Source organism: Mesobacillus maritimus, assembly GCF_023715205.1.
GTDB lineage: Bacteria > Bacillota > Bacilli > Bacillales > Cytobacillaceae > Mesobacillus_B > Mesobacillus_B maritimus_C.
Genome location: NZ_JAMBNR010000018.1, coordinates 62,668 through 82,116 on the forward strand (window position 1 = coordinate 62,668; position 19,449 = coordinate 82,116).

Sequence of the window (19,449 nt, forward strand, 5' to 3'; positions counted from 1 at the left end):
TAGGCTACTGTTGCTGGAAGTGGAGTTGGTCTTTTTTCGACAATTCCCGGGGCGTCCCTGTGACTTTTTCGGGGACTTTCGACATGGACAAGAACTTAAAATGTTGCTTCTAGGCTGACTGGGAAGTGGTCGGAGGGGTATTTTCGGTTGAATTGGTCGGTGATGATTTGGGTTCGGTTGATTTTGATGTGTGGGCTGGCGAAGATGTAGTCGGTTCGTTGGTAGTGGTCCCAGCTTCGTTCGTGGTCGAATCCGATCATGGTGCAGGTTACCATTGGGCCGATATGATGCGGGGATTTTTTGACCACATCGACGAACTTAGACCGAAGTTTGACATAGTACCGCTCCGCCTCTGTTCCATTTAAATCTCCCACGATAAATATCGGATTTTCTGATTCTCGCACCAAAGCGGTTTGTTCCAATAAGAGTTTAGCAGAATGATAGCGAGCTTCTTCACTTCTCCGATCAAAGTGGGTATTAAAGAGATAAAACTCTTCCCCCGTCGCTTTTACCTGAAAATGGCCCCACGTACAGATACGCGGGTGCTGAGCTTCCCAGCTTTTTTCTCCTTCTTCATATGAAAGAGACTCTGACAACCAAAACGTCCCCGCTTGTAACAAGTCCAACTTGTTTTTTTTATATAAAATTGGATTGTATTCATTGTTTTCATCAAAAGAACGTCCATTTCCAAAATAACTATACGCTGTTAATGTGCCCACATCCCGTAATTGATTTCCGCTCACTTCCTGCAGTCCGATTAGATCAAAATCATAGTCTTGCAAAACCTTAAAAACATTCTCTCGTCGGTCCTTCCAAAGCTCTCCGCTGTCCATTGGCGTTTCCATGTGAATATTGTACGAACCGATCATAACGCTGCTCATCTTCCACTATTCCTTTTCTGGTAAAACCTTATATTTCCATAGATTTATGGGATAAATTCTTCTCAGTGGCCACATTCCCTAGCGAGGTGTGCGATCCATCATTCCTGTAAGAGAAATTGTTCTTATGTTGATTTAGAATTGAATCCGCGAAAGCAACAGATTGGTTATCAATGAGGACAAGTATAGACAGTTTTTATGAATCTCATATAAATTGACTGTAAATCTATGTTAATATCGGTCAAAATTTTAAAAATATTCCCCGAGAAATAAAAAGACTGTAGAAGTTTGTCTACAGCCTTTCTGTCGAATAGATCGCTACCCGATATGCTAGAATTAGTATTTATAAGATTGTCCACCATCAATCGGAATAACAGTGGCGTTGATGAAGTTGGCTTGGTCAGAAAGTAAGAATGCGGCTAAATATCCGACTTCTTCTGGCTTTCCAAAGCGCTTCATTGGGTTAGGTTGCACAAATTGCTTGCCGACTTCTTCCCAATTGTCTGGATCCATTTGTTTTAATGAGCCTTCAACCATCGGCGTCATGATTGCACCTGGTGCAATCGCTTTGACGCTGACTCCGTATTGACCGTATTCAATTCCAGAGTTTCTCGTTAAGCCGACAACGCCGTGCTTACTTGCTGCATAACCAGACTGGTTCCCAACACCGCGGATTCCACCAACAGAAGCCGTATTAACAACAGAACCATATCCTTGTTCTTTCATGACTTTCAAGACGTATTTTAGACCATAAAATACACCGTTTAAGTTCACGTTCACCACTTTCTGGAACTCTTCAATGCCAAAGTCTTCTGTCAGGTTTTGCTTGCCTTCAATACCGGCATTGTTGAAGAAACTATCAATTTTCCCGAACGTTTTAACTGTTTGATTCACATAGTTTTCAACTGCTTTTTCATCCGCTACATTTGCCGTAATCAGCAACACTTCTGCGTTTGGAGCAACTTCCAATACTTTCTGTTTTGTTTCTTCTAATGAAGCCTCATTTAAATCAACAAGAACGAGCTTTGCTCCTTCTTTCGCTACTTGCAATGCAGCAGATTGGCCTAAACCAGAGCCTCCACCAGTAATTAAAACGACTTTATCATCAAAACGATTGTTCATGATGTTTTCCTCCTTTTGTTTACATGAAGAATATTATTTTTTACTATTTAAAGGCATTTACTTATTACGTGCTTTTACCAACCTGATATAGAATGCCCGATTATTGAGCCGTATATCCACCATCAACGGTCAAAGCATTTCCGGTCATGAACGACGAATCATCAGATGCCATAAACAGAACCGCTTTTGCCATTTCTTCCGCTTTTCCAAGACGTTTCATTGGAGTTGCTGCGGATAAGACTTGCTTGCTTTCCTCTGGAATAATCGGAGTATCAATAAATCCAGGGCAGAGTGCGTTAATGCGAATGTTTTGTTCTGCGTATTCAAGTGCCAGCGAACGTGTTAAATTGATGACGCCACCTTTTGCCGCATTATAGGCAGCCGATCCAGGTGACCCAACCCACCCGTACATCGAAGCTGTATTGACAATCGTACCGCCTCCAGTTTTTAACATTTCACGAATAGCTTCACGTGCAACTAAGAATACTCCATCCAAGTCAACGTTTACTGTATTGCGCCATTCAGAATACTCTAATTCATGCGAAGGTTGAACGCGGCCAATTCCAGCGTTGTTAAAGACGATATCGACTTTGCCGAATGCTTCAACCGTTTGCTTAAAAAGATCGGCAACGTCTTGTTCACTTGTAATATTGGCTTTGATAAACAGAGCTTCCGCATTAAGCGCTTTCAATTCTGCTTCAAAACTCTTTCCTTTTTCTTCATTTAAATCAACAAGAACCACTTTGGCTCCTTCAGATACGAATAAACGTGCGGTTGCTGCGCCAATTCCAGAGGCACCACCAGTAATGACTGCGACTTTGTTCTGCAATTTCTTCATATGCCAATCCCCCTGTATATGATGTCAGTGACTAAACACACATCCTAATCATCTACTAATTGTGCGTTTTTGTTCACAATTTAATTGTCACTCTTTCATTTTCTTTTCACAATCATTAAGTTATCATTAAGTGTCTACTTACTAGACACTTTTAAAAAATCTGTCTAATTACTGGGAGGTTTTTTTATGAAAATGGAGCAGAATACTCCTCGACAGAACCGAACAAAGGAACATTTCAAACTTGCCTTCATTGACCTTATAAAAGAAAACGGTTACCATTCCGTCACCGTGAAAGACATTGTGAATCGGGCCGCCTATAATCGCAGCACGTTTTACATTCATTACCTTGATAAAATAGAACTCGCGGAGGATTTGCTTTTTTCTATGCTTCAAGGCTTAGAAGATGCAGCCGGGGAACCTTACGCCCCTGGACAAAAAGTGTATACCACTAAGCTCCATCCGCCATCATTTAATATCATTGCCTACATATATAAGCATCGGAACTTTTTCGAACTAATCAATTACGATGACACTTTGCCTGGTTTACATTTAAAATTTCCACGGACGATTTTAAAGATTTACCAGGAGAAGTTTGAGTTTGAAACGATTAACCATGTCCCCGTTAACATGGATTATTTTAAGCGCTATACCGCTTATGGCTTTTACGGGCTCATTCAAAACTGGATAAGCAGCGGCTTCAAGGAAACTCAAGAAGAATTCATCCATGAAGTTATTGAGCTGTCGAAAACGCATATTTATTCAGTGAAGTATATTGGCGAATAGCAGGTTCCGGGTGGATACTGCCCAGGCCATTTGCTTTTAGATGGGAATCTAGTTTTGTTTTGCTGAAAATTTATTAAACTAAAGATATAGGCACCACCGAACGTAGAAAGGAACATATCATGTTGACTCCTGAATTGGCAGAGAAGATTATTAGTGAAGTGAGAAAGTATCTAGATGAAGATATTATTATGGTGAATACAGATGGAATCATCATTGCCAGCACCGATCGCGGGCGGATTGGGCAATTCCATGAGGGTGCCCAAATCGCTTCGCGGCAACGCGAGAAATTGGTCATTACCGCTGAAAGTCAGGTCCAGTTACAAGGAGTCAAGCCTGGCATCAATCTTCCGGTTTTCTTTCAGCAGGAAGTCATTGGCGTGATTGGGCTAACCGGCAATCCTGTTGACGTCTCCCCGTTTGGAGAAATCATCCGAAAAATGACCGAGCTTTTAATTAGCGAAAGTCATTTTGCCGAGCAGTATGACTGGCAGTTGCGGGCGCTCGAGGGGTTTCTGTTTGATTGGCTCCAGAAAAAAGACTGGGATGCGGCGTTTTTTGAGCGCGCGAAAATATTAAACATCTCTTTGGATGCGCCGCGGCAAATGGTGATTGTTGAATATAAACAGCCTCATGAATATGTCGGCAGAGAAATTTGGTCTCATTTATTTGCTTGGCCGCGAAAACAGGACCAAGATTTCATTTTACGGTGGGGAAATAACCGGATTGTTTTATTGCTTGATGCCTCAGACTGTATCGGGGCCGATATGAGGGGGAAGATTCAGCAGTTTTTTCAGTTTTTAGAGGCTAGTTTAGGAACGGCTTTGTCCGCAGGAGTTGGAAAAGCTGTCGCTCCAGACCACTTAATCGATAGCTATCGTCAAGCAGAGCGCGCTTTAAAAGTCGCAACATCTGAGGGTGAGCTTGTCTTTGATGAAGATTTAACATTGGAAATGATTCTTGACGACCTCTCGCCACAAACAAAAGCTGAATTTGTGAGCAAAACAATCGGACCACTGTTAGCTGAAGAAGAACTTACGCAAACCGTTAAGGAGTTGTTCCATCAAAACAACTCGTTGAAAAACACAGCCGAAGCTTTGCATATTCACATCAACACACTCCATTACCGATTGAAGAAAGTCAAAGACATCACCGGTCTCAGCACAACCAACCTTCAACAACTCCTCATCCTCTACCTCGCCCTCACCATTGCGGAAGAGAACACAAAATAAACCAAGGAACGGATCAGCATCGTTGTTTCCTTGGTTTTTTTGTTGTTCGACAAATTCCGGGGCGTCCCTGTGACTTTTTCGACATAACTCGGGGTGTCGCTGTGACTTTTTCGACATAACTCGGGGTGTCGCTGTGACTTTTTCTTTATCGTCTAAACCTATTTGGCTTTCTTTTTTCCTTGGCCACTGATGATTTGTTTTAAGGTTTTGTGGATTGCGGGTTCGTCTTTTTTGGTTAGGACGTAGAAAGTTGGAATGTTGATGGTTTGGCAGTCGTTTTTATGGAGAACGAAGGCTGGTGTTTTAATTCCTAATATACCGGTAGGAACGCTAGATTGTAATTCTACCTTTTTAATCTTTTTTATCTCAATTTCTTGTCCTGATACCTTGATTTTCTCGTCGTCGTAACTGAACATATGCGGATTCTTCATTAAGAGAATCAGCATTAAAAGCAGCAATCTTCCAAAGAAAACAATTCCCACTACGCCAACAACAACTGAGATGACTTTACGAAGAGATGATGCATCTAAAAATAAACCTGCTAAAATTAGACCAATCGCTGTGAGAACAAATCCGCCAGCAATGATCAAACGTCCAAAAATAACGATTTTGCGGTAATTTACTGTTTCCATTTTTTCACCCTATATCTGTTTAATGACTTGATTCAACGTTTGGTACCAATCCAAATCATTGATGGTTTTAATAACAATCTTTTTTTCTCCATCACCGATACTCTCAGTCATGGTCCACGTGCGCTCCTTGGCAATTAGCAGCAAACAAACCTCCATCAGCTGTGGTAGCTCCCCTGCTTCCATTTGAAGGAGAGAGAAGTTCACAACGTTCCCTTTCTGTTCCTGAAAATCATCAATAAACGGATTGACCTCTTCTTTCGAAATGTTGGATCCTGCTCAACGGCATAAATACGAAAGGCATCTAGAACCAGAGAACGAACGTAAAATCCCCTGCCTTTTAACATAGTAAACATATTCCACCTTACTATTTTACAGGAAAAAACCTAGTCCCGGAGCCCCATCCTTTCCCTTAAGATTACAACCATCTTTCAAGTTCTATGCAACTTACTATCTAGTTATCGACAAAAAGCGGAGCGTCCCTGTGACTTTTTCGACATAACTCGGGGTGTCCCAAGTGACATTTTTTAAAATTCCCCGCTGTCTTGATTGATGTTTTATAATAGAGACATTACCATGTTGAAAATCTATTAAATGATGGATGGAGAAGATGATGAAAGATTTTATTTTGTTTATAGCGGAAATAATTAATACGTTGCATGATTTGATCTTTGCTTTTTCAAGGTCAATGGGTTGGAACTTTACGGATAAAGATTTGCACTTATGGGTTTTTGGGATTGTGGGGATTCTTGCCTTTTTTGTAGTAAATAAAGTTTTTAAGTATTTAGCGCAATATAGCATAACAGCGATTTCCTTTATCTATACCTTCACGGTCGTTTTGGTTGTGGTGTTTGCCATAGAGATTCAACAAGGAATCACCGGTCGAGGCAACATGGAGTTTCACGACGCCGTGATTAGTATATGGGGATTCGTGTTGTTTTTCGCTATTTACTTAGGGCTACGAGGTGTACTCTATTTCATTAAGAAACTCTTTCGGAAAATACGGAGTTAGCGCCTAATAGAGGCATTTAACTTCACCGCCGACACACAAAATACTACACTTGCAAACACTCTTACAGATGCTTGCTACGGAAAAAGACCATACACTCATCCTAGTGTATGGCCTTCTTTGTTTTTATGGACGTCCATCACATAATCAGATAGACTCTTTTATTCTCGAAACACGCTAAAACCGCTCATAACAAATCGATGCCAGATACCCTGCAACTAGAATCGTAATCGCTGAATAGACAACACTTTGGAGACCTAATGTTTGGTAACCTAGCAACACGATGAATACATCCATAATCGCAATCAGGAGTCCAACATTTAGTAGCGTCGCCTTTGATATGAAATAGGCGATTAAATCGGTGCCACCGGTACTGGTTTTATAACGAAGCATTAAACCGACTCCAATTCCACAAATGGCTCCACCTAAAATCGCACTCAACCAAATCGGCAAGGAAAACTGATAAGGCGCGAAAAGATCAATAAAAATAGCGGTCACAATCATCCCATACACACTGCCATGAAACTGCGCCCGGTCCTTGACCCAGGCATAAAGGACTAACGGGATGCTCAACAACGCGGACAATAAACCTGCATGAAAATCAAAATAATAATGGAGAATGAGCGCGATCCCGATAATTCCGCCCTCAAGCAAATGATGAGGAACCAAAAATCCATTGATGCCAATCCCAAGCAGAATGCTCCCAATCACCATCGCTGCCACTCTAGCAAACAATCAACCACCCCATTTTCTCAACCAACACACCTTGTACATCCTTATGATGGTTGTCCGAGGAATATTCATGTTCGACAAAAACCGGGGTGTCCCTGTGACTCTTTCGACACAACCAATTACTACCATGCAAATAGGCTGCTCTCTATGATAAGATTTAGAGACTGATACTCTATTATTAATGGAGGGATTTGGGATGAAAAAAGTATTGGTGATTTTTCTATCCATTTGTTTGTATGCTATGTTTTCTTCGCCGGTTTAATTTTTTAGCTATTCTTCAAGGCCCGCTAATATCTTGTTTTTCCCCTACCACAAACCTCTCTACTAACTATATCCACCTTTCAACAGAAAAAAGCCCTTTCGTTTACGAGAACGAAAGAGCTTTTTGGTTTCGACATATCTCGGGGCGTCCCTGTGACTTTTTCGACAAATCCCAATCCACCCCTGCTATTTATACTGTTTGTTCTTCAGCCACAACTGTGTTTTCTGGTGTTTGTGTGGCTGGGGTGACGCGTTTGATGAAGAAGGCTAGGATTAATGCGACGACGGTGATGAACGTTGCGATGAGGAAGGCGAAGTTGATGCCTTCGAGCATGGCCTGGTTCATGAGTTGTGTCTGCATTTCGGCCATTGCTTGTTCGGACAGTCCCACTGGTGGGTTGGCCATCGCTTCTGCCGCTAGTTCTTCCGCTTTCGCCTCTGTTCGGTTGTTCATAACCGTAATCAATAACGCTGAGCCAATCGCACCAGAAACCTGCTGCAAGGTGTTGTTCAACGCCGTTCCGTGTGGGTTATCCATCATTGGCAACTGGTTTAATCCGTTCGTCATCACTGGCATCATCGTCATCGACATCCCGAAACTACGCACCGCAAATAAAAGCATAATGCTAAAATACGATGTCGTCATATCCAATTGCGTGAAATAGTAATTCGTCACTACGACAACCACTAACCCAATTATCGCCATCATTCGAGCACCGTACTTATCAAACAATCGGCCTGTAATCGGGGACATAAAGCCCATCACGAGTGCCCCTGGGAGCATTAACAAACCAGATTCAAACGGGGAAATCCCGCGAATGGTTTGGATATAAATCGGAATTAAAATCATTCCCGAGAACATCGCGATCGAAATGACAATCGAAATCGCCGAAGACAAAGCAAACATCGGATATTTAAAGATTTGGAACTTCAGCATCGGATCATCCATGCGCAACTGGCGCAAAATCAAAATCACTAAGCATACCGCGCCAACAACAATTGTTCCATAAACAATCGGATCGCTCCAGCCTTTATCTCCCGCTGAGCTAAATCCGTACAACAATCCACCGAACGCAAAACTTGATAATACGAGCGACAAGACATCAAGTTTGATCTCACGTTGTTGCGTAATATTTTTTAATTTAAAAATCGCTAATACAATCGTTAAAACGGAAAATGGCAGTACAATGTTAAACAACATTCTCCAGCCATAATGTTCAACAACCCAACCGGATAAAGTTGGTCCTAATGCTGGTGCAACGACCATAACAAGACCAAACATTCCCATCGCGGTTCCACGTTTTTCAATTGGAAACGCCGTTAACATGACATTCATCAACAACGGCATCATCACCGCAGAACCGGCAGCTTGAATCAAGCGCGCCACTAGTAGCACTTCAAAAACAGGCGCTAGACTTGCCACCAAGGTTCCGATTGTAAACATTGTCATCGCGGTCATAAACAAGCTTTTATTTTTAAACCGCTGAATAAAAAACGCACTGGCCGGGATCAAAATCCCGTTAATCAACATATATCCATTCGTTAACCACTGAACGGAAGTCGGGCTCACTTCAAACTCGTTCATGATCGATGGCAACGCTACATTCAATAAAGTTTCATTTAAAATTGCTACAAACGCTCCAATAAATAAAATCGCAATCATCCCATATGGAGGTTTATTTTGTGATGTTTCGACCATACGCACACTCCTATCCCCTTAAAATTTACTTTCCAATAATATACCCACAGTCTAAAAAAATCAACAGTTTCACACTTACCATTGAAATACATTTGAAATAAAGGGTTTTCACTAGTACAATTAAAATAGACTAACGTTCTACTTTGGAGGAGACATGAATAAAAAGAAGAAACAAATCATTGAAGTTGCCCATAAACTTTTTATCGAAAAAGGCTTTGCCAATACATCGATTCAAGACATTTTAGATGAAGCCAAAATCGCAAAAGGAACGTTTTACAACTATTTCACTTCGAAAAATGAATGCTTGATTAGCATTTTAGAAGTGGTAAAAGAAGAGGCAGAAGAAATCCGTAAAGAATTGTTAATCGGGAAAAGCTTGGCCGACGAGCAAGTCTTTGCCGAACAAGTCTCCGCACGACTGCATATTGATCAAAAACATAACATCATGGCCTTGTTTTCCACGACGACGATTATGAATGATAAAGAACTTCGCCAATTTATGATCAACATGCATGTAAATGAACTTCGCTGGATTGCTCAGCGTTTCATCCAGCTGTACGGCGAGGAGACGAAGGAAATTGCTTTTGACCAAGCGGTGACATTTTTAGGGATTCTGCAACATGTTTTACAAGTGAAAAGCATCCGGAACTCCACCTGCTTTTCACCCAACGAAGCCGTCCAATTTGCTTTAAAACAAGTCAGGACACTGATTCAGCAAAAGCCGCAACCTTCTGAGGTTTTGTTCACCGACTGGATCGCCACGGCGTCAGCGGACACATCAAGTGAAGAAAAATCACTAGCCATGCTTGCGGAGGAGGCAATTGAAGCGGTCGAAACCGTTCTTAAAGACGACCCGGCTAAAAAACAACTAGAACTATACGAATTTATCTATTCCGAACTAAAAAACGACTACCCCCGAGTGATGGTTCTCGAAAGCATTTGGATAACCTTATCGCAAGCAAAAGACACCCTATCTGAAAAACAAAAAGACCTGTTAACCGCTCTTTCTAGCTACCTGGAAAAACATAAACAGGAATCGACAAAACCCGGGGCGTCCCTGTGACTTTTTCGACAAAAAAAGCGTAAGGTTCCCACACATCAAGGGTTCCTTACGCTTTTTATTCTTTTACTTGTATGAGTTGTTTTAATACGAATTAACACAACGCGCGATGGCTAGTTCTTACTTCCGCTTTCGTGCATGCAATTCTGAGAGAATCTGCGAGTATTGTTGGTCTAGCTTGTACATCCACATTAGGATTGCTTGGAAAACAGCTAATGCTAATGGAAGGTAAATATTCAAGACTAGAATCATTGTGTTAGCAGAGTCGGTTTGTTCGGCAGCTCCGCCTACATACCCGCCAAATGCCAATAACCAACCGATTAGAGCCCCACCAAGACCTGCTCCTACTTTCATGCCAAAGCTTGCGGCACTGTTGATTAAACCTTGGGTACGGAAACCAAATTTCCATTCCCCATATTCTGCAGTGTCATTGATCATCGCATAAATAAAGATAATCGTCGGCACTAAACCGAAACCTTGAACAATCGTTCCGGTTAAGAATATTTGTAAACTTGTAGGGTCGATTAGCTTAATAATCGGACCAAAGATTCCAATGATTGAAACCAAGAAAGCGATGTTTCGCTTTCCATACTTTGCTGTTAATTTTGCCGCAAAGAAGAATCCGATAATCGAAGGAATAAACAGCAGTAAACTTGCGATGGAAAAATAAGCTGCATTTCCAAGAATGTACGTTGTATAATACAATCCTGCCCCAGTGACAAGGGCATTTAACGTATACGTAATCACACAATACAATGTCATAATCAGCCAATATTTATTCAGGAACAGTGATTTTAACCCAACGTTAAATTGCACCTTCTCCTTTGCCTGAACATTTGATTGCCCCACTCTTTCTTTCGTAGCACGGAATGCGAGGTAACTCGTGACAATAATGGTCCCGCCACTAATCGCTGCAACCACGGCCCACCCTGTTTTGCCTCCAATGGCACTTGCCACCGGTTGGGCGAGAATGGTAATGACAAGGGTTGCTAGCATCGTAAAAATACCAGTGTAAATATTTAAAACCGAACGCCCTTGCGGTTCTTGTGTCATATAGCCAAGCAAGGTTTTGTACGGAATCGACATCGCTGTATAGACAAAAATTAATAGAATATAAGTCGCGTATGCATAAACAATTTTTCCGCCAGTCCCCAACTCTGGAACGGTGAAAAGTAAAAAGGTCGTGACACCTAATGGAACCCCCATCCATAGAAGCCATGGTCGTGCCTTCCCATGTTTTGATTTCGTTCGGTCAACCAGCGTTCCCATTCCAATGTCCGTGACGCCATCGAATAATCGAGCAACGAGCATCAAGGTACCAACCACACCCGCAGAGATGCCGGCTACATCGGTATAATAATAGGTTAGAAACGTGCCAACCAACGTCCAGGTAAGGATGACCCCAAAGAACCCCACCCCGTAATTCAACATCTCCTTATGCCCCGGCTGGTCTTGCTGAACGGACTCAGACGGACTCACTTGCTGCTTGTTTACTAACATCCCCATCCCCCTCTAATCCTCCTAAAAAACTTTTAGATTAGTTCTTTATCCTTTATTACATACCAACCATTCAGTATTACGATAAGTATAGCCTGTGTTATTTGAAAATTCTATATCTTACGAGCAGAAAGATTGACAGGATTCTAGACTTTCGTTCGACATAACCCGGGGCGTCCCTGTGACTTTTTCGACAAGTGGTCAAACAAAAAGAACCCAAAAAGCAGATTATAGTAAGCTACTCTTGGGTTCTTCGATTATTTCTAATGATTCGACAAAAACCGAGGTGTGCCTGTGACTTTTAATAGGCTCTTTACTCACCCGTTATTTCTTTTGACACCAAAAACATCTGAATGAACTAGGTTATACAATAAAATAGTTTATATATGAGAAAAGAGCATGCAAACTTTATAAAACATACGAAATGGGTTCTATTTCGTTAAAATCGGCTTTTGGATTTTAACAACTATCTTTCCGAAAACAGCTTTTAATAATACCGGCTAGGATCAATCTGGTCGATTGCGTTTCGTTTGGGTTGTTCTTTTGAGGGGTCGACTTCGGCTATTTCTCGTTGTGAGGCGGTATGGTCTATGGTTGTATTTATTGGTTTTCCTGCTTTGTTGACCATCACAAGGATTTTCCCGTTTTGCATTTCCTCTTCATACCGATTGGCGTCTTCTTCAGAGATGCCTAAGCCAACGAGGGCTCCGGCAATGCCGCCAACACCAATTCCTGCTGCTCCGCCAACAAACGCCGCGGCAATCGGACCGGCTGCAAGAATCGGCCCGATTCCGGGAACGGTAAATGCGCCAAATCCAGCAAGCAGTCCTGCTAAACCGCCGACTAAACTTCCGGTAGCAGCACCTGTTTTGGCTCCTTCATTCATCCTTGAGCGAACAGGACCATCCCCACTGCCAACCCCTAATTTTTCAAGCATTTCCCGATTATTCGTAATCACCGAAATATCTTTCGGTGCATAACCTTGTTTCTTTAACTCCTCTACCGCCTCATCCGCCTCCGCTTCCCGGTCAAACACACCTACAATATGAAGGATTTCTTGGTTTGTCATTGGCCTGCCTCCTCTAAGAAGTACTTTTCATTAAATACCCTAAGAATGGATTGAGTAAACAAATGAGAATTAGTGAAGGGGTTGTTGTTTTTGAGGTTGTTGGGTTTGTGATTCTTCCATTCCTCACATTTTACTAAGGTATCTTGTTTTAGAAGTCCAGGAGGCAATTTTGCTCATTGCACCAATTTCGCTACTCCACATCTCCATTCACCCAATTCCCCGTATAGACCGATCCATCTGAATACCGCATGGTCCCTTGACCATGAGGCTTACCATTGTAAAAGTTCCCGGTATATGCTGACCCATCGATAAATTTTAGCGTACCATAGCCGGTCATTTGTCCTTGAAAAAAGTCACCGGTGTATGTTTGGCCGTTTGTCCAGATAATGGTTCCCTTCCCATGAGGCTGGCCACCTTTGAATTCCCCGGTATATTTCGTCCCATCCGGCCACTTGTAACTGCTTTGCCCGCTTAGAGTCTCGTTCTGATTGACTTGACCCGCTGGAGTAGCAACCTCTTTCTGCCCTACATCTGTTCCTCTATTAGTAAAAAAAGCAATCGCTAAAAGAACAATGATTGGGACCAATCCTTTTTTAAAATCAAAATTTTTCCTCTTGTTTCCCTTCATACTTTTGGAGGAAACTCTCTTCGTTTCATATTCCGTGCTAAACAAAATTCGCTCGCACTTTTTACAAGTGTTTCTCAGTGGTTCATTCGCTGTTTTACAAAATGGACAGATGTAAAAATTCTGTGATTTACGGATAGAAGAACCTTTTTGGGAAGTCGTTTGAAGCGGCCTCTTTTTTTGAAAAACCCGATTCGTTTGTTTACTTAATTTCTGATAACAAATCCCACATAAAACAATTTTTGTATAAATATTCCCTTTCTCCTCTGGATGGAGAACCTCAAAGGCCGTTCTTTCGCTCTCTGTGACTAGATTGTTGTTTTTATCCACATACATGGGGCGAAGCATACTATCAAAGCTATTACAATGATGACATTTCATAGTAAACCAACCTACTCTATTAAATTTGACCTCTTAATGAATAAAACCAAGCCTATATACCTCTTATTATAGCAAAATTTTACAAGTATCAGTTCAAAAGAATGATTAAAATTCACCTGTGGAACACTCCCGTGAAACAAGAAAATTCGGGGCGTCCCTGTGACTTTGTATGCAAAACGACCCACACATGTAAGCGCTTTATAGGTTGATGGATTCATTTTTTCGCAGGTGAAAGGTTTGTATCTCCCGGGAGCGAATATTCGAGGTAGCAAACATTAGGGGGTATTTAGTTTGAATAAAGGGAAAAAGCGTTCAGCTGCGGTTTTATCTACAATTCTTTTAGCTTCGTCTTTCTCAGTGGTGGCTCCACCACTCGCACAGCCTGTGGCGGCGGCCGAGAACAAGGTGGTCCATCCTAGCGCGAAAGCTCATGATCAAAAAGTGATTGCAAGAGTAAGCCAAGAGCGGATGTTTGCGGATGCAAGCTATTTGGCGGACACCATTGGTCCACGAGTCACTGGGACAGAAACCGAACAACAAGCGGCAGAATTTATTCGGGAGCGTCTAACTTCTCTCGGGTATGAAGTGGAAACACAGGAGTTCGGTATTCCCGATAAAGGGGGTGGACACCTGCATACGAGCGATGACAACGAGGTCCTGATTACCATTCCTGCTGGTTCTGGTGGGACGTCCGAGGAAGGAATGACGGCGCCATTGTTTGATGCAAAACTAGGGAAACCTGAGAATTTTACAGATGAAGCAAAAGGAAAGATCGCGCTGATTTCTCGTGGTGAGCTGACTTTTGTTGAAAAAGTTCAAAACGCCGTAGAAGCCGGTGCGATCGGTGTCATTATTTACAACAATGTTGATGCGTCGGCCCCGTTAAATCCATCGCTTGGCGGGACAAGCTTTGACATCCCAGTCGGCGGAATCACAAAAGCAAGCGGCGAAGCGTTATTACAAGATGTGGTCGCACAGAACGAAACGGTGAACTTCAATGTTCAACTGCTCAAAAACGTTACCTCGCAAAACATCATTGCCACACGAGCTCCACAGAAAGGTGACAACCATGAGATTGTCCACGTCTCCGCCCACTACGACAGCGTTCAATTTGCGCCAGGTGCGAGTGATAATGCTTCCGGAACAGCGGTGGCACTCGAATTGGCACGCGTCTTAAAGAGCTATCCAATCGACAAAGAAGTTCGGTTTGTCTTTGTTGGGGCTGAGGAAATTGGCTTGTTAGGGTCGAAATACTATGCGGAGAATTTAAGTGAGGATGAACTTAAGCGCAGCATCGCCAACTTTAATATGGACATGGTCGGGACATCTTGGGAAAATGCAAGCGCCATTTATATGAACACCCTTGATGGTCAAGCCAATATCGTGACTGATACGGCCTTAAAAACCGCTGAACGCATCGGAACACCTTCAGAGTTGATTTTATATCAACGTGGCGCTTCTGATCATGAAGCATTTCATGAAGCAGGCATTCCTGCGGTAAACTTTATCCGTCGTGAACCAGGTACAGCTGCACTCGAGCCATACTACCACACACCACAAGACACGATGGAATATTTAAGTGCCGAACGTCTAAAAGAAGCAGGCGATTTAGTAGGAGCTTCGATTTATAGCTTGATTCGGAAATAAAACCGATTGAAGAAGACTATTTTTTAAAATCGTTAAAATAACCAATGATCGATTATATAAAAACTCCATCCCTATGACTGAGTACTACTAATAATGCCCTATCCCCTAAGCCTTTTAAGTGGATAGGGCTTTGTTATGCTATAGCGAGTGGCCGGCATAAAGTTTCGTTCATCGTTCATTTACTTATTCCCAAATCACCCAGCGGCCTGCTTACTGGTAATCACTTTCAAACCTGCCTATCTATTAAATAAGCTTTTTAGTCCCCAGCGTTAACCGCTTTTTCTTTTTATTGATAGAGTAATTAATGATTTTTTGTAACTCCTCTAATTTTTCAATTGAATCAACATCCTGATGAATATAACGGATTGTTCGTTTGACTGACTTAGGTAATTGTTGAAATGCCACGAATGACCACTCCCGGATTAATTGAATTTAAGTTACCTTTTTAATCGTTCTCTCAGTCCCAACGCCTGTTTTCTGCTCAAATAGACCGGTACATTTTCGAAGAGTTACTGTTCTATATTAAGAACGTTACTATAAAAATACCAATCGCCAGCCTAACTGTCAATAGCTGTAAAACTTAACAATTGCTCTCCAAATATGTGTAGTGGAATATTAATAAGATTCTCTCATCCTTCTACTCATTTGTTACGAATGAAACAACTACTTGGCGACCTGCATCCCCTCCCCTCTACAATAAATCATTCTGGTTAGTATTGATCCAAATAAAAAAGGAAGACCATCCAACTTTTCAGTTAAAATGGTCTTCCTTTTATTAGTCCTATGTGTAATCAAGAAGGAAGATTCTCCCTTCTCAGCTCATTAAATTTAAAACTGTGTTGCTCAACTTTGTTGATGATTTCCTCTCTTAAGGTTGGACACATACATCCTCGTAAACATAATTGATGGTATTTGATGTTCAATTGATACCAAATGAGTAGGACGCTAGTCATCAACCCAAATCCGTTGTTTTGATTCATTTTCTCCATGGCTCCTCCTTGTTCACCGTACGGAGGGAAAAGTATTCGGTAACTGGCTGGCTTAGTCTACAGACCTTAGCCCCTATAGCTTTGCGTAGCCATCTTTCAACGGCGCTGCCTTTTCGTACGATATTTTTTAGTATACTCCTTTACCACAATCAAGCAAACGATAAACCTTTTTTTATCGACAAAACCCGGGGCGTCCCTGTGACTTTTTCGACAAAAGCCGACTTCACGCAAACAACTTCCTACCTAAACTTTCCGCTATTCTTTTTCATGGTTGCTGTGCTATGATTACTCATTGTGTTTAAGTTCTATATAGGAGATGGATTCGTTTGAATTGGATATCTTTATTTCAAAATAAATGGGGCGTTTTGGGAATCGCCGTGATTTGTACATTCTTATGGGGGAGTGCGTTCCCTGTTTTAAAATTAAGCAATACGGAGCTGCAGATTGCACCTAATGACCCGATTGCACAAATCGTTTTTGCGGGGATGCGGTTTTTATTAGCAGGGCTGATTCTTTTAGTCTTTTTGTTCTTCACAAACCGCCATCAATTAAAAGTGAAACGTTCGCATCTGTTGCTTTTAATTGTGTTCGGCATCATTCAAACAGCCGTGCAATATTACTTCTTTTATATTGGTTTATCGAATGTGTCTGGCATGCAAGGCGCGATTCTTTCATCAAGCGGAATCTTCCTTGCCGTGATTTTAGCGCATTTTTACTATAAAAATGACCATATGAATTGGAAGAAAACGATCGGGATTCTTGCGGGATTCGCGGGGATTATCATTGCCAACTGGGGCCAAGAATTTCAGTTTAGTTTTCAATTGACTGGTGAAGGCTATATGATTCTAGCAGGCTTGACCAGTGCCATCGCGACAATCATGACGAAAGAATTAGCGACCGATATTTCACCGGTTACTTTGACAGGCTGGCAGTTGACAATTGGCGCGATTCTCCTGCTTCTCATCGGCGTCCCGCAGCTAAGCGAGAACGCCATGACGTTTACAGGCTTTGGCTGGGGATTGTTAATTTACGCTGCCTTCCTCTCATCCATCGCGTTTGCTCTATGGACCACGGTCTTAAAATACAACAAAGCCGGCGAAGTGAGCATTTACAATTTTCTTACGCCAGTTTTCGGGACCATTCTTTCCGCGTGGCTCGTTCCAGGAGAGAGCTTGAATTTCATGATCATTGTTGCAATTGGATTTGTGGCATTTGGGATTATCATTATGAATTACTCTAAAAAGAAGCTGCCAGTTTCCGAAGCAGCTCTTAAACGAAAAGCTAGTTAATGAACGTGAAAACCAAACTCTAGCGAAAGAGTTTTGGCCAAAATTCTCAACGGATTGCGGCATCGCACATATAAATAAGCCCAGAGTTTTAAACTCTGGGCTTATCCTATGTACTCACGTTACAATCCTGTTTAAACCTTCCTAGTAGATTCGTAAAAATCTACCGACAAAAGCATCCTAGATTTAGGGGCAAAGGGATTGGACCCTTTCCCTAATAGCACCGGCTCCTCCTACGCCAAGTACCATGATAGCCACACATGCTATCCCCACTAGTTACTAGACTACCCTATAAATATAAACGATTAGCGTCATAGATGTTAACAAGTTGTTAAATAATACTAGATTTCCAATCAGCAGAAAAACTTTTTAATCTACATAAGAAGGCTCCACCGTTCAAAAAAAACAGAGGAAGAACCCTCTTCTTCCTCTGTTTGTGGAACATCCTGTGAAACAAGATTATTCGGGCCGTCCCTGTGACTTTTTCGACAAAACCCAGGCTTTCTTCGTAAAACCGGGGATTCCTTTCGACAAAATCCGGGGCGTCACTGTGACTTTATTTGATTGATTGCTGCCTGCGCCAACTTGGAGATGGTCATGTCGTCCATTGGTGGGTTGTGGAGTCCGGCGCGGACGTCGCGGTAGTGTCTTTGTAATGGATTAGACAGTTGTAGGCTTTTGGCGCCTACGATTCGCATGGCTTTGTCGACGATGGTGATGGCGGAGTTGGTGACGATGTGTTTGGCAACGCCGAGTTCGTTGGTGAGCAACGGACGGCGGGCTTCGTCATCATAGGCTTCCGCCACACTATAAAGGAAATGGCGCGCCTTCATTAATTCCAAGTCCATTTGACCGATTAAACTTTGCACATTCGGCAATTCACTGATCGTCCCTTGAATGCTATTCGGCGAATATTCGGTCGCGTAGTGAACGGCATAATCCCGTGCCGCTTGAGCAATCCCTAAATAACACGCTGGAATATGCAAGAGCCAGCCATTGATTTTGTTGCCTCGTGGTCCTTGGTTTAATTCCACAAACTGTTCTTCGGCTACTTCCACGTGATCGAGGATAAGGTCATGGCTTTCCGTACCCCGCATCGCAATCACGTCCCATGTTTCTTTAATGGATAAGCCTTTGCTGTCACGATCAATTAAAAAGAACCCAATCGCTTCTTTCTCTTCGACCCATGCGGAGACAAGAAAATGCGTTAACACTGGAGACATCGTCGTAAACGTTTTTTGCCCAGTAATCACCCATTTCCCATCTTTCTTCACTGCGCTTGTTCCTGGTCGTCCCCCGCGCGTTGGGCTGCCTGTTTGTGCCTCACTCGCCGCTCGGTTCACCAAAGCACCTTTTAAAATTTCCTTCGCAAACAGATCAAGCTTGCTTTCTTCCCAAAGCTTACTCTCATACAGTTCCCCAACAACACTTTGATGCCAGCCAATCGCCAAAGCGGTGGAGCTATCGTAGCTTGCAATCGTCTCCTGAAGCAGGACCATGTCCGTCACACGCAGCCCTTCACCGCCATATTCCTTCGGTACCGTCAGTTTCGTGTATCCTAGCTTAACAAGTGCTTCCACATTCTCTTTTGGAAAACGAGATTGTTCATCCACCTCTTTTGAATAACGTTGAAAAGAATCCTTATACTCCGCTAATCTTTCCAGCCATTCTTTTTGGGCATCGGTTTTCACAAACAATGACTTTGACACACCAAA

19 protein-coding genes and 1 riboswitch are annotated in these 19,449 nt (G+C 42.4%); of the genes, 6 read left to right on the forward strand and 13 right to left on the reverse strand.

What is annotated here, in order from left to right:
• Positions 1–95 precede the first annotated feature (95 nt).
• The 3 genes from M3182_RS21440 to M3182_RS21450 form a co-directional block, all read right to left on the reverse strand.
• On the reverse strand, positions 96–881 hold the full coding sequence (locus tag M3182_RS21440; protein ID WP_251559993.1) for an endonuclease/exonuclease/phosphatase family protein: 786 nt from the start codon (positions 879–881) through the stop codon (positions 96–98).
• A 333-nt stretch (positions 882–1,214) separates the two neighbouring features.
• The gene (locus tag M3182_RS21445) at positions 1,215–2,000 is read right to left on the reverse strand and encodes an SDR family oxidoreductase (protein WP_251426531.1); all 786 of its coding nucleotides are present in this window, start codon (positions 1,998–2,000) and stop codon (positions 1,215–1,217) included.
• Positions 2,001–2,100: 100 nt separating this feature from the next.
• Positions 2,101–2,838: an SDR family NAD(P)-dependent oxidoreductase gene (locus tag M3182_RS21450; protein ID WP_251559995.1), complete on the reverse strand. Its 738-nt coding sequence runs from the start codon at positions 2,836–2,838 to the stop codon at positions 2,101–2,103.
• A gap of 186 nt (positions 2,839–3,024) precedes the next feature.
• On the opposite strand from M3182_RS21450, the gene M3182_RS21455 reads away from it, so the two are divergent.
• The gene (locus M3182_RS21455; protein WP_432806575.1) at positions 3,025–3,621 is read left to right on the forward strand and encodes a TetR/AcrR family transcriptional regulator; all 597 of its coding nucleotides are present in this window, start codon (positions 3,025–3,027) and stop codon (positions 3,619–3,621) included.
• 119 nt (positions 3,622–3,740) lie between these two features.
• Entirely contained in the window at positions 3,741–4,850 is a 1,110-nt protein-coding gene (locus M3182_RS21460) for a CdaR family transcriptional regulator (RefSeq protein ID WP_251559997.1), read from the forward strand.
• 158 nt (positions 4,851–5,008) lie between these two features.
• Here M3182_RS21460 and M3182_RS21465 read toward each other — a convergent pair whose 3' ends face one another.
• Complete coding sequence (locus tag M3182_RS21465; RefSeq protein ID WP_251559999.1) at positions 5,009–5,482, reverse strand: DUF5381 family protein; 474 nt, start codon at positions 5,480–5,482, stop codon at positions 5,009–5,011.
• Between the two features lie 9 nt (positions 5,483–5,491).
• Positions 5,492–5,686, reverse strand: coding sequence for a hypothetical protein (locus tag M3182_RS21470; protein WP_251560001.1), 195 nt, complete (start codon positions 5,684–5,686; stop codon positions 5,492–5,494).
• A 403-nt stretch (positions 5,687–6,089) separates the two neighbouring features.
• On the opposite strand from M3182_RS21470, the gene M3182_RS21475 reads away from it, so the two are divergent.
• Positions 6,090–6,491 (forward strand): hypothetical protein, encoded by a 402-nt coding sequence (locus M3182_RS21475; RefSeq protein WP_349774420.1) that lies wholly within the window; start codon positions 6,090–6,092, stop codon positions 6,489–6,491.
• A 174-nt stretch (positions 6,492–6,665) separates the two neighbouring features.
• Here the strand turns inward: M3182_RS21475 and M3182_RS21480 are convergent, their stop codons facing one another.
• Both M3182_RS21480 and M3182_RS21485 read right to left on the reverse strand, forming a co-directional pair.
• Complete coding sequence (locus tag M3182_RS21480) at positions 6,666–7,223, reverse strand: YitT family protein (protein ID WP_251426543.1); 558 nt, start codon at positions 7,221–7,223, stop codon at positions 6,666–6,668.
• A gap of 448 nt (positions 7,224–7,671) precedes the next feature.
• Positions 7,672–9,180: a DHA2 family efflux MFS transporter permease subunit gene (locus tag M3182_RS21485; protein ID WP_251560003.1), complete on the reverse strand. Its 1,509-nt coding sequence runs from the start codon at positions 9,178–9,180 to the stop codon at positions 7,672–7,674.
• Positions 9,181–9,334: 154 nt separating this feature from the next.
• Here M3182_RS21485 and M3182_RS21490 point away from each other — a divergent pair, with 154 nt between their 5' ends.
• Entirely contained in the window at positions 9,335–10,243 is a 909-nt protein-coding gene (locus M3182_RS21490) for a TetR/AcrR family transcriptional regulator (protein ID WP_251560005.1), read from the forward strand.
• A 117-nt stretch (positions 10,244–10,360) separates the two neighbouring features.
• Here M3182_RS21490 and M3182_RS21495 read toward each other — a convergent pair whose 3' ends face one another.
• From M3182_RS21495 to M3182_RS21505, 3 genes are all read right to left on the reverse strand, one after another.
• The gene (locus M3182_RS21495; protein WP_251560007.1) at positions 10,361–11,740 is read right to left on the reverse strand and encodes an MFS transporter; all 1,380 of its coding nucleotides are present in this window, start codon (positions 11,738–11,740) and stop codon (positions 10,361–10,363) included.
• Positions 11,741–12,224: 484 nt separating this feature from the next.
• Positions 12,225–12,806: a general stress protein gene (locus tag M3182_RS21500; RefSeq protein ID WP_251560009.1), complete on the reverse strand. Its 582-nt coding sequence runs from the start codon at positions 12,804–12,806 to the stop codon at positions 12,225–12,227.
• A gap of 190 nt (positions 12,807–12,996) precedes the next feature.
• The gene (locus M3182_RS21505; protein WP_251560011.1) at positions 12,997–13,812 is read right to left on the reverse strand and encodes an MORN repeat-containing protein; all 816 of its coding nucleotides are present in this window, start codon (positions 13,810–13,812) and stop codon (positions 12,997–12,999) included.
• Between the two features lie 291 nt (positions 13,813–14,103).
• On the opposite strand from M3182_RS21505, the gene M3182_RS21510 reads away from it, so the two are divergent.
• Positions 14,104–15,459 carry a M20/M25/M40 family metallo-hydrolase gene (locus M3182_RS21510; protein WP_251560013.1) on the forward strand — a complete coding sequence of 452 codons (1,356 nt, stop codon included), beginning with the start codon at positions 14,104–14,106 and terminating at the stop codon, positions 15,457–15,459.
• A 243-nt stretch (positions 15,460–15,702) separates the two neighbouring features.
• Here the strand turns inward: M3182_RS21510 and M3182_RS21515 are convergent, their stop codons facing one another.
• Positions 15,703–15,864, reverse strand: a complete 162-nt coding sequence (locus tag M3182_RS21515) for a LytR family transcriptional regulator (protein ID WP_251437418.1) — start codon at positions 15,862–15,864, stop codon at positions 15,703–15,705.
• Between the two features lie 386 nt (positions 15,865–16,250).
• Positions 16,251–16,448, reverse strand: coding sequence for a hypothetical protein (locus tag M3182_RS21520; protein ID WP_251437416.1), 198 nt, complete (start codon positions 16,446–16,448; stop codon positions 16,251–16,253).
• 35 nt (positions 16,449–16,483) lie between these two features.
• A riboswitch (cyclic di-GMP riboswitch) is annotated at positions 16,484–16,568 on the reverse strand.
• A gap of 206 nt (positions 16,569–16,774) precedes the next feature.
• Here M3182_RS21520 and M3182_RS21525 point away from each other — a divergent pair.
• The gene (locus M3182_RS21525; RefSeq protein WP_251437414.1) at positions 16,775–17,737 is read left to right on the forward strand and encodes a DMT family transporter; all 963 of its coding nucleotides are present in this window, start codon (positions 16,775–16,777) and stop codon (positions 17,735–17,737) included.
• A 542-nt stretch (positions 17,738–18,279) separates the two neighbouring features.
• Here the strand turns inward: M3182_RS21525 and M3182_RS21530 are convergent.
• The gene (locus M3182_RS21530; RefSeq protein WP_251560015.1) at positions 18,280–19,443 is read right to left on the reverse strand and encodes an acyl-CoA dehydrogenase family protein; all 1,164 of its coding nucleotides are present in this window, start codon (positions 19,441–19,443) and stop codon (positions 18,280–18,282) included.
• Positions 19,444–19,449: the final 6 nt, after the last annotated feature.

Coding starts and splice junctions, on each gene's coding strand:
- M3182_RS21505 (WP_251560011.1), bottom strand. CDS start 13,812: ATGAAATGTCATCATTGTAATAGCTTTGATAGTATGCTTCGCCCCATG.
- M3182_RS21495 (WP_251560007.1), bottom strand. CDS start 11,740: ATGTTAGTAAACAAGCAGCAAGTGAGTCCGTCTGAGTCCGTTCAGCAA.
- M3182_RS21500 (WP_251560009.1), bottom strand. CDS start 12,806: ATGACAAACCAAGAAATCCTTCATATTGTAGGTGTGTTTGACCGGGAA.
- M3182_RS21475 (WP_349774420.1), top strand. CDS start 6,090: ATGATGAAAGATTTTATTTTGTTTATAGCGGAAATAATTAATACGTTG.
- M3182_RS21520 (WP_251437416.1), bottom strand. CDS start 16,448: ATGGAGAAAATGAATCAAAACAACGGATTTGGGTTGATGACTAGCGTC.
- M3182_RS21465 (WP_251559999.1), bottom strand. CDS start 5,482: ATGGAAACAGTAAATTACCGCAAAATCGTTATTTTTGGACGTTTGATC.
- M3182_RS21460 (WP_251559997.1), top strand. CDS start 3,741: ATGTTGACTCCTGAATTGGCAGAGAAGATTATTAGTGAAGTGAGAAAG.
- M3182_RS21445 (WP_251426531.1), bottom strand. CDS start 2,000: ATGAACAATCGTTTTGATGATAAAGTCGTTTTAATTACTGGTGGAGGC.
- M3182_RS21485 (WP_251560003.1), bottom strand. CDS start 9,180: ATGGTCGAAACATCACAAAATAAACCTCCATATGGGATGATTGCGATT.
- M3182_RS21490 (WP_251560005.1), top strand. CDS start 9,335: ATGAATAAAAAGAAGAAACAAATCATTGAAGTTGCCCATAAACTTTTT.
- M3182_RS21455 (WP_432806575.1), top strand. CDS start 3,025: ATGAAAATGGAGCAGAATACTCCTCGACAGAACCGAACAAAGGAACAT.
- M3182_RS21450 (WP_251559995.1), bottom strand. CDS start 2,838: ATGAAGAAATTGCAGAACAAAGTCGCAGTCATTACTGGTGGTGCCTCT.
- M3182_RS21440 (WP_251559993.1), bottom strand. CDS start 881: ATGAGCAGCGTTATGATCGGTTCGTACAATATTCACATGGAAACGCCA.